At 64.4% G+C, this 9,906-nt stretch carries 10 protein-coding genes; all 10 read right to left on the reverse strand.

Annotated features, from left to right (window positions below; genetic code table 11):
* A partial coding sequence (locus CCR94_RS23020) for an NADH-quinone oxidoreductase subunit B family protein (protein WP_483414392.1) occupies window positions 1-333 on the reverse strand: 333 nt, incomplete at its 3' end.
* Window positions 334-620: 287 nt separating this feature from the next.
* Window positions 621-1,694 carry an HD-GYP domain-containing protein gene (locus CCR94_RS23025; RefSeq protein ID WP_104510625.1) on the reverse strand — a complete coding sequence of 358 codons (1,074 nt, stop codon included), beginning with the start codon at window positions 1,692-1,694 and terminating at the stop codon, window positions 621-623.
* 121 nt (window positions 1,695-1,815) lie between these two features.
* Window positions 1,816-2,916 (reverse strand): protein-glutamate methylesterase/protein-glutamine glutaminase, encoded by a 1,101-nt coding sequence (locus CCR94_RS23030; protein WP_104510626.1) that lies wholly within the window; start codon window positions 2,914-2,916, stop codon window positions 1,816-1,818.
* Window positions 2,917-2,925: 9 nt separating this feature from the next.
* Window positions 2,926-3,780, reverse strand: a complete 855-nt coding sequence (locus CCR94_RS23035; RefSeq protein WP_244594193.1) for a CheR family methyltransferase — start codon at window positions 3,778-3,780, stop codon at window positions 2,926-2,928.
* Window positions 3,781-3,814: 34 nt separating this feature from the next.
* Window positions 3,815-4,306, reverse strand: a complete 492-nt coding sequence (locus CCR94_RS23040; RefSeq protein WP_104510631.1) for a chemotaxis protein CheW — start codon at window positions 4,304-4,306, stop codon at window positions 3,815-3,817.
* 2 nt (window positions 4,307-4,308) lie between these two features.
* A complete protein-coding gene (locus CCR94_RS23045) occupies window positions 4,309-6,018 on the reverse strand; it encodes a methyl-accepting chemotaxis protein (RefSeq protein WP_104510627.1) in 1,710 nt (569 codons plus the stop codon).
* Window positions 6,009-6,197 (reverse strand): hypothetical protein, encoded by a 189-nt coding sequence (locus tag CCR94_RS23050; protein ID WP_104510628.1) that lies wholly within the window; start codon window positions 6,195-6,197, stop codon window positions 6,009-6,011. Before CCR94_RS23050 ends, CCR94_RS23045 begins: the two co-directional genes overlap by 10 nt.
* Before the next feature lie 2 nt (window positions 6,198-6,199).
* The gene (locus CCR94_RS23055) at window positions 6,200-8,023 is read right to left on the reverse strand and encodes a methyl-accepting chemotaxis protein (RefSeq protein WP_104510629.1); all 1,824 of its coding nucleotides are present in this window, start codon (window positions 8,021-8,023) and stop codon (window positions 6,200-6,202) included.
* Window positions 8,024-8,056: 33 nt separating this feature from the next.
* Window positions 8,057-8,605, reverse strand: a complete 549-nt coding sequence (locus CCR94_RS23060) for a chemotaxis protein CheW (RefSeq protein WP_104510630.1) — start codon at window positions 8,603-8,605, stop codon at window positions 8,057-8,059.
* The coding region (locus CCR94_RS23065) for a chemotaxis protein CheA (RefSeq protein ID WP_146090165.1) at window positions 8,602-9,906 on the reverse strand (1,305 nt) is incomplete at its 5' end. The genes CCR94_RS23060 and CCR94_RS23065, both read right to left, overlap by 4 nt.

Here is a 9,906-nt window from a genome sequence, read left to right on the forward strand (position 1 = left end):
TCCCATGGCCACGACATGCCCGGCCTTCGCCGCCAGCATTCTGACAATGTCGATGCGGGCGCGCCCCTGATAGGAGTCGAACAGGCCCGAACCGCGCGGCGCGGTGATCAGGCTGCCCTCGATGCAGATAATGTCCAGGGTTTGCGCGCCGGATTCGATGGCTTCGAGAAGTGAGTCGAACCGCTTCATCGGCGCATGGCTCAACGACGGGTGCCACAGCAATTCCAGCCCGTGCGAGGTCACCAGGCCTTCGAAACTCGGCGCCTCCGCCGACAGGATCGCCAGGGATTCGCCGCCGCATGCGCCGGTCTGAAGCCAGAATAAAGTTGTCACGCCCAACCCCTAAAGCACAGAGCAAGCTATATTGATTGTCAGTAACAGCTTTAAATTCATTTAAGCGCTGCGCAATAACAATTTTTCTGTTATTACGCACGTAAATCATAATGAGTATTCATTAGCCTTATTCAGATGAACGGGGCGAGTTTGAAACAACGGTTCGGGTTTCTATGATTGTGGCGTTTGGTCGCCGGCCAACAAGCCCCGATCCCTCATGACGGGGATTTGGCGCGGCGATGGCGCGCGTCGTTCAGCGTTCACATTCGCGCGGACGCCGCGAAATGTCAGATCGCTTCGACGCGCAACTTGCGAAGCTCGCCTTTGAGTTGCTTGAACACTTCGACGCATGTGGGGTCGAACTGCGTGCCGCTGCCGGCGACGATATGGGCGAATGCGGTCTCGAACGGCAAGGCGGCTTTGTAGGGACGCGCCGTGCCAATGGCGTCGAACACGTCGGCGACCGCGACAATGCGCGCCTCGATGGGAATGTCTTCTCCGGAAAGGCCGGCGGGATAGCCGGTTCCGTCCCATCTTTCGTGATGTCCGCCGACAATCGTCACCGCCACCTTGAGAAGTTCCGTGGCGCCATCGCGCAGGATCTTCACCCCATGCTCCACATGCCGGCGCATGATCTTTTCTTCCTCCGGCGTGAGCGGCCCCGGCTTGCCGAGGATCGAGTCCGGAACTCCAATCTTGCCGACGTCGTGCAAGGGCGCGCCGAGATAGATCAGTTGGCTGTGCGCCTCGCTCAGCCCCAACCCCAGGGCGAGGCGATAGCTGATGCGGGCGACGCGCGAGACGTGCGCCCCGGTTCCCCCGTCGCGCGCATCGATCGCGAGCGCCAACCGCCAGATCATCTCCTTTTCGCGCAAGGTTATTTCGCGCATCGCCTTTTCGATGTCGTCGCCGAGATAAGAAACCAGTCTGGCCTGCTGCCTTTGGGCGATCCGCAGCGTCAGCATGTTGGAGATGCGCGCCCGAAACTCGAACGGATCGAAGGGCTTGTTGAGAAAGTCGTTGACGCCGGCCGACAAAGCGTCAATTCGGATTTCGCGATCGCTTTTCGAGGTCAGCATGATAATGGGGATCGAACGGTAATTTTCGATCTGGCGCAAATGGCTCAGCAGTCGGATCCCGTTCATTTCGGGCATCATATAATCGATGATGACGACATCATACTGAAAGTGTTTGCATTTATCGATCGCGTCGAGCGGATTCGCGCAGGTCTCCGTGCTTGTATTGCGAATTTTTCGCATGGTGTTTTGCAACAGCGCCAGCGTGGAGGCGCTGTCGTCAACAGCAAGGATGTACAGCGCCTCGTCGTCATTCGCGGCTATAAGATCTCTGTGAGCGATCATGGACGTCGAGTCCCCAAGCTTTGAAGAAAGTGCGGCGTTGCATAAAAAGTCACGGAACGAACGGGCTTCAGGTCACGATTGAGGACTGGCGCCAGGAGAGACGTCGTCAGGAGAGACGTCGTCAGGAGCGCGCCTGGATCCAGAGCACTTCGCGCGCGATATTATCGAGTCCGACGACGCGGTCCACGCCGCCGAGATTGATCGCCTCCTTCGGCATGCCGAACACGATGCAACTCGCCTCGTCCTGGGCGATGTTGAAGGCGCCGGCCTGTTTCATTTCGAGCATGCCGCGCGCGCCGTCGTCGCCCATGCCGGTCATGATCACCCCCACGGCGTTCGGTCCAGCCGAACGGGCGGCGGAGCGGAACAGCACGTCCACCGACGGCCGATGGCGCGACACCAGCGGCCCGTCGCGCACGGAGACATTATACCGGGCGCCCTGGCGCTCCAGCAGCGTATGGCGCCCGCCCGGCGCGATCAGCACATGGCCGCGCAAGACGGGATCGCCATCCGCGGCCTCCTTGACCGACACCTCGCAGAGCCCGTCGAGCCTCCGGGCGAAAGCCGCCGTGAATTTCTCCGGCATGTGCTGGACGATAACCATGCCCGGCGCATTCGCCGGCAGCGCCATGAGAAGCTCCTTGAGCGCCTCGGTGCCGCCGGTGGAGGCGCCGACGCAAACCACGATTTCCGTCGTCTTGGCCATCGCGCCCGTGCGGGGAGGCGGCAGCATGGCGTCGGCCGTCAGCTTGGGCGGCGGCTCGCCATAGCTCTCGCCTTTGCGCGCCGCAGGTTTCCGCGACCCTGGGGCGCGCAGGCGCGCCCGGGCGGCGGCCTTGACGACGTCGCAAATCATCATGCCGCTTTCCGCGAGGGCGTCGGCTGCGCCGATCTTGGGCTTGACGATGATATCGACGGCCCCCGCTTCGAGCGCCTGCAACAGGGTCTCCGAACCGTCCGTGGTGAGGGAGGAGCACATCACCACGGGGATCGGGTGTTGCGCCATCAGCTTCTTCAGGAAAGTGATGCCATCCATATGGGGCATTTCGACGTCGAGCGTGATGACGTCGGGAACTTCCTCCATGATGCGGCGCGCGGCGACATGGGGGTCGGACGCGGCGGCCATCACTTCGATGTCAGGATCGCGCGAGAGAACCTGGGTCAAGGTCTGCCGCACGCTGGCGGAATCGTCGATGATCAGCACGCGGATCGGCTTGGCCATGGGCGCTCCTCATGTCCTCTGGAAAACGGTGTTGCCGATGGCGCGGATCGGAAGATCGAAGCCGGTGACGGATTCCGAATGGCCGAGAAACAGGAAGCCGCCCGGTTCGAGCCGCCGGCACAGGCGTTCGAGCACCTGAAACTGCGTCGCCTTGTCGAAATAGATCAGGACATTGCGGCAGAAGATGATCTGCATGGGCTCGCCGACCGGATAGGACTTGTCCATCAGGTTGAGCCGCGCGAAACCGACCATGGCCCGCAGGTCCGGCACGATGCGGACTTCGGAATGATTGCGCGCGGAATAGCGAACGAAGCGCCGCCGCAAGGCGTCGGGAACCGGCGCGAGCATTTCGGCGGGATAGACGCCATGCCGCGCGGCGCGCAGCACGTCCGTGCTCAGGTCGGTCGCGAGGATGAAGGCGGCGAGCGGCCCGTTGGTCGCGGCGAATTCGGCGCAGGCCATGGCGATGGAATAGGGCTCGGCGCCGATCGAGCAGGCCGCGCTCCAGACCCGGATGCTGTTGTAGCCGCGTTCCCGCAAATTGGGCAGGACCTCGCCGCTGAGGCAGTCGAAATGTTTCGGTTCGCGGTAGAAATCCGTCTTGTTGGTCGTTACGGCGTTGATCAGGAAGACCGCTTCGCTCTCCTGCCCCGCCGGATCGAACAGATGATCGCAATAGTCCGAGAAAGTTGCGTATCCCGTCGCGCGCAGGCGCCGCCGCAGCCTGCCTTCGAGCATGCTGAGCTTGCTGTCCGGCATCTTGATGCCGCTATAGGCGTTGATGAACTCGGCCAGACGCTGGAAGTCGCCCCGCGACAGGCGATCGGCGTCCGCGTGTCGATCGACGACGTTGGATGAACTCACGTTTACTCCTCCTGAACGGACCGGCGCCGCCCATTTACGCGGCGCGCCAGGCTTCGGGCGCCTCGGCCAGGACGGCGGCCTCGCCTTCGGACAGAAGGCGCGCGAGATTGACGATGACGACAAAACTCTCCGCGCGCTGGACCACGCCCTCGATATAGTCGCTGGCCCATTGCGACCCGATGTCGGGCGCCGATTTGATCTCGTCCTTGCGAACCGCCATCACCTCGAACACGCGATCCACCACGATGCCGAGGGTCAGCGCGCGTTCGCCGACCGTGATGTCCACCACGAGCACGCGCGTGTTGGGCGTCGGCGTGGTCGGGGGCAGACCGAGCCTCATGCGCAGGTCGATCACCGGCGCCGCCTGTCCGCGCACATTGCACAGGCCGACCAGATGGCGCGGCCCGTTGGGAATGCGGAAGGTGGGCGCGTGATCGAGGATCTCGCGCACGACGCCAACGGGGAACGCGAAGCGCTCCGCGTCGAGCGCAAAGGTCACCAGTTGCAGTTCATGCTGTGGGCTCATGTTCATGCGCTCTCACGAAAATCACGGTCGTCCTCGTCGCGTCCGCCCATGGACAGGTTCAGGGCGTAGCCGCGCGCGCGCTCCTGTTGCGCGTGCACCGTCGGCTTTTTCCCTTGCGCGTTCCCTTGCGCGTTCCCTTGGGCATGGCCTTGGGCGGCGTGCTTCTGGGGGCGGCCGCCGGACGAAGCGCTCTTGGCGGGGGGACGACGGGATTCCCCGTTGTCCTCGACCTTGAAGAAGGAGATCGAGCTTTGCAGTTCCTCGGCCTGGGACGCCAGTTCCTCGGAGGTCGCGGACATTTCCTCCGACGCCCCGGCGTTCTGCTGGGTGACCTGGTCGAGTTGCTGGATCGCCTGATTGATCTGCGCCGCGCCAATGTCCTGCTCGCGGCAGGCGGCGGAGATTTCCGAGATCAGTTCCGCGGTCTTGCGGATATCGGGCACCAGCCGGTGCAGCATTTCGCCGGCTTCCTGGGCCGATTTCACGGTGTCGCCGGACATTTGCGAGATTTCGGCGGCGGCGGATTGCGAACGCTCGGCGAGCTTGCGCACTTCCGAGGCGACGACGGCGAAGCCCTTGCCGTGTTCTCCGGCGCGGGCCGCCTCCACCGCCGCGTTGAGCGCCAGCAGGTCTGTCTGCCGGGCGATCTCCTGCACGATGGTGATCTTGTGGGCGATCGTGCTCATCGCCTCCACGGCGAGCGTGACGGCGTCGCCGGAGGCTTCGGCGTCCTTGGCCGACTGGCGCGCGATCTTTTCGGTTTGCGCGGCGTTGTCGGCGTTCTGCTTGACGTTGGCGGCCATCTCTTCCATGGCGGACGACGCTTCTTCCGCGGCCGACGCCTGTTCGGTCGCGCCCTGGGCGATCTGCTCGGCGGCGGAGGACAGCTGCTGGGCGCCGGAGGACACATTGTCCGAGGCGACCTGCGCATCCCCGACCACGTTGCGCAGGCGCTCCACCATCACATCGACGGAGGCCAGCATCGCGCCGATTTCGTCGGACGGAAGCTTTTCGGCGCGCCAGTTGAGATCGCCATCGGCGACCGAGCGCATCACCGCGCCGGCGCTCTTGAGACCCTGGCTGATCGTCATCGCGACCCAGAAGGCCAGGGCGAGCGCGACGATCAGCGCCGCGCCCACCGTCGCGAGCGTGACATTGCGCATGAACGCATACTGCTCGTTCGAGGCCTGGCGCGCCTTCTCCATCCCGTCGACATAGAATTTGCTGCCGTCGCTGAGCGTCGAGCGCAAACGAGCCAGGTTGGCGCGCGCCGTGCTCAGGGCGATCTTTGTCGCCTCGGCGACATCCTTGGCCTTGATTTTTTCCCGGATGGACTCATCGGTGACGACATAGGCCTTGAAGGCCTCCTCGACGCTGGCCCAGTACGCCTTGCGCTTGGCCGGCGCGCCGGCGTTCAATTCACCCCACAAGGCTTGGAAACGTTTGATGGCGACGTCGTTCGCCGATATGTTTCTCGCGATCTCTTCGGGCTCCTGCGACAGCAGCAGGTTCTTCTGCGCCCTGATGGATTCGAGCACGAGGATTTCCAGGTTCCTGGATTGCTCCAGCCGCTTGGCGTCGAAAGTGATCACGCGCTGCAGGGTCTGGTTGGACTTCGAAAGATCATACAATCCGAACGCCGCGATGGCGCACAGCATCACGATGATGGTTCCGAAGGATAAGGCGAGTTTGAGTTTGATGCTCAGGCGCATGATCTGTCCTTGTGGAATTCTCTTGCCGCGGACGTTCCGAAGCTTGCTTCAAGGCTGGGGATCGCGGACTCGGCGGCGACCTTGCCCAGGCAGGCGTCCAACAGGGACCGCCAGCCCGGGAAGATGATGATGGCGTCGCGCGAGAAGGCCACGCGTTGCAGTTCATGCTGTGGGCTCATGTTCAGGCGCTTTCACGGAAATCATGGTCGTGCTCGTCGTGTCCGCCCATGGACAGGTTCAGGGCGTAGCCGCGCGCGCGCTCCTGTTGCGCGTGCACCGTCGGCTTTTTGCCTGGCGCGTTGCCTTGCGCGGCGTTCTTCTGGGGGCGTCCGCCGGACGAAGCGCTCTTGGCGGGCGATTTGGCGGACGAGCGACGGGATTCCCCGTCGGCGTCGACCTTGAAGAAGGAGATCGAGCTTTGCAATTCCTCGGCCTGGGACGCCAGTTCCTCGGAGGTCGCGGACATTTCCTCCGACGCCCCGGCGTTCTGCTGGGTGACCTGGTCGAGTTGCTGGATCGCCTGATTGATCTGCGCCGAGCCAATATCCTGCTCGCGGCAGGCGGCGGAGATTTCCGAGATCAGTTCTGCGGTCTTGCGGATATCGGGCACCAGCCGGTGCAGCATTTCGCCGGCTTCCTGGGCCGATTTCACGGTGTCGCCGGACATTTGCGAGATTTCACCGGCGGCGGCCTGCGAGCGTTCGGCGAGCTTGCGCACTTCCGAGGCGACGACGGCGAAGCCCTTGCCGTGTTCTCCGGCGCGCGCGGCCTCCACCGCGGCGTTGAGCGCCAGCAGGTCTGTCTGCCGGGCGATTTCCTGCACGATGGTGATCTTCTGCGCGATCGTGCTCATCGCCTCCACGGCGCGCGTGACGGCGTCGCCGGAAGCTTCGGCGTCCTTGGCCGACTGGCGGGCGATCTTTTCGGTCTGGGCGGCGTTGTCGGCGTTCTGCTTGACGTTTGCGGCCATTTCCTCCATCGCCGACGAGGCTTCCTCGGCGGCTGACGCCTGTTCGGTCGCGCCCTGGGCGATCTGCTCGGCGGCGGCGGACAGCTGCTGGCTGCCGGTGGACACATTGCTCGATGCGGCCAGGGCGTCGGTGACAACGGCGCGCAACCGCTCGACCATCCGCGTCAGCGCGAGGCCGAGCGTGTCCTTGTCCGACAGCGGCTTTGGCGAGACCAGGAGATCGCCGTCGGCGATCTTGCCGGCGACATCGGCGGTTGCGCGCAGGTTCGCGGTCATGCGGCGGAGCGCGGTCATGAGGTCGCCGATCTCGTCATTGGCCTTGTAGCTGACCTCCTTTTCCAGATCGCCGAGAGCCACAGCCTCGGCGGATTCGATGCCGCGCTTGAGACCGCGCCCGATGCTGAGCGACATCCACGCGGCCACGACAATCGCGAACAGGGTGGCGGCGGCGATGAAAGCCAGCAGGACCGTGCGCGAGGTTTCGTATTGGCGGCTGGTCGTCGCGCTGGTGGAGGCCATGTTGGCGACGATCTTGTCGGAAAGTTGCGAGATCGAGGCGATGATCTTGTTGTTCCACTCGGCGGCCTGGTGCAGGCTTATGTCCGCCGCCTTGGCGTTGGATTCGGGCGTGTTCTCGACGCCAAGCTCTACGATTTTCTTGCGCAGCGGCAGGAGATGTTCGAACATCGCATCGAATTCACGCGCGTCCTTGACGACATCGGGATTGCTGGAGGCTTTCAACTTTCCGGAATAGCCGATCGCCTCCTCGGTGGCCTTGGTCTCCAGTTTCTGGAACTTGGCGATGTCGTCGCGGTCGTTGCTCAGCACGATGTTTTTCTCATGGCGCGCGCTGCTGAGAAAAGCCGTGCCGAGGCCGCGCACATTGTTGAGATCGTGGGCCGGGCCTTTGACCAGATGGGTGATCGCGCCTTGCAATCCCGAGAGATTGTGGATCGCCAGAGCCCCCATCCCGCCCACCAGCACGATGAGGAAGGCGAAGGCCAACGCGAGCTTGAGTTTGATGGTGATGCGCATGGGAGTCCTCGTGAAAATCGTTGACCCGGAGGTTCAGGATTTCGGGTAGTGGATGATTTCGCCCTCGCCGGCGACCTTGGTCCGGCCGGCGTGGAACAGGGCCTGCAAGTCCGGGAAGATGATGACGGTCTCGCCGTGCTTGATGAGACATTCGACCAGTTCGGGCCGCCAGGCCATGCCGATGCGCGGCGGCGCCTCGCTGGCCTCGCGCGCCAGGGTGCGCACCTCGTTGACCTTGTCGGCCCGCAGGCCGGCGAGACAGGGCGCGCCATCGACATCGACCTCGACGACGATGATGCGGCTGTCGATGGTCGGTTCGGCGCGGGGCATGCCGAAGGCGAAGCGAATGTCGGCCAGCGGAATGATCCGGCCGCGAAAATTGACGAGAGCGCCGACAAAGGGGCGGGCGCCGGGCACGTTGGTTTCGGGGAGAAGATCGAGGATTTCGCGCACGATCGAGGCTTCGAGCGCGAAAGTCTCGCCGGACACGTCGAAGGTGAGCGCCTCGATCTCGCCGGCCTCCGACCAGGGAACTGATTTGGGGGCCGATTTGGGTGCTGGGTTGTGAACGGCTGTCGTCATGCGATCGCGCGCAAACGCGCCTCCTGGTCCTGGCCGGCCGCGACGAGGCTGGCGATGTCGAGAATGAGCGCCACGCCGCCGTCGCCGAGAATGGTCGCGCCGGAAAAGGTCGCGACGTCCTCATGCAGCTTCGACATGGATTTGATCACGGTCTGGTGGTCGCCGATGATCTGGTCCACCACCAGACCGATCCGGTCGGCGCCGGTGGCGACGACAACGACCTTCTGATGGGAGGCCGGCGGCGCTCCGGTCTGGAACATCTCCCGCAGCCGGAGGAAGGGCACCAGGGCGCCGCGCAGGGAGAGCAGGCTGCGCCCGCGCGAGCGCAAATCCTCGTCGGGCGAAAGCTCGAGGCATTCCTCGACCGCCGACAGCGGGATGACATAACGGCCGGCGCCGACGCGGACCAGCAACCCGTCGATGATCGCCAGCGTGAGCGGAATGCGCAGGGCGATTTCCGCGCCCTTGCCCGGCCGGTTCGACACGTCGATGGCGCCGCGCAGGGATTCGATGGTCTTCTTCACCACATCCATGCCGACGCCGCGCCCCGACAGGCTTGTGACCTGGGCGGCGGTGGAAAAGCCGGGCGCGAAGATCAGTTGCAGCGCCTCCTGCTCCGACAGCGTCTGCCCCGGCGCCAGCAGGCCATTGGCTTCGGCCTTGGCGCGCACGCGCTCGCAGTTGATGCCGCGCCCGTCGTCGCTGACGGAAATGATCACCTCGCCGCCGGACTGACGGGCCGCCAGAGTGATGCGCCCGACCTCGGGCTTGCCGGCGGCCACGCGCTCCTCGGGCGGCTCCAGGCCGTGATCGGCGGCGTTCCTGACGATGTGGACCAGGGGATCGGCGAGGCGCTCGATCACGGTCTTGTCCATTTCCGTGCTCTCGCCTTCCGTCACCAGCTCGATCTGCTTGCCGGTTTCGTGCTGAAGGTCGCGCGCCAGCCTGCGGAACCGCTCGAACAGCGTTCCGACCGGCACCATGCGCAGCACCATCATGGTCGCGCGCAATTCGCTGGACAGATTCTCGATCTCCTCGCTGACCGCGCGCAGCTCCTCGTTGGCGACCGCCGCCGCGATCTGCGACAGGCGGGATTGGGCGATCACCAGTTCGCCGACGCGATCCATCAATTCGTCGAGCCGGTCGGCGGGAACGCGCACGCTTTCGACAGCGCGGCGCGCGCGGGCGCCATTGGCCTCCGCTGCGGTTTTGGCCTCCGTCGACGTTTTGGCCTCCGTCGCGGCATTGGCCTCCGGAGTCGCGGCCTGCGTCTGCGCGGCGGCGGTCGCCAACGAGGAGCT

The sequence above is a fragment of the Rhodoblastus sphagnicola genome (assembly GCF_002937075.1).
GTDB lineage: Bacteria > Pseudomonadota > Alphaproteobacteria > Rhizobiales > Beijerinckiaceae > Rhodoblastus > Rhodoblastus sphagnicola.